1 pseudogene is annotated in these 230 nt (G+C 60.4%); it reads right to left on the bottom strand.

The window, feature by feature from the left end:
* Positions 1 to 230 (bottom strand): annotated as a pseudogene (locus AC0IW7_RS25105) (pseudouridine synthase); the annotation flags it as partial.

The raw sequence follows: 230 nt of genomic DNA, 5'->3' as shown, positions 1-230 counted from the left end.
ACGTCAACTGACTGTGGAACTCCCGCTCAACCCCACTCAGCGGGTCGATAAACCGCAAGATGTGCGCCAGCAACTGGAGCGGCTTGCTGTAGTCATCCACCGCATCCTCCACCAGCACCGGATAAACCGGGTCGTTGCAAATGCCTGCGCCGAGCGCCGCCATGTGCAGGCGCAGTTGATGTATTTTGCCGGTCACCGGGTACAAGCCATACCGCCACAGCTCGCCGTTG

The sequence above is a fragment of the Pseudomonas sp. AC229 genome, from assembly GCF_979254655.1.
Note: the sequence above shows the minus strand (reverse complement) of the source record. Positions and strands in the feature narration are given on the sequence as shown.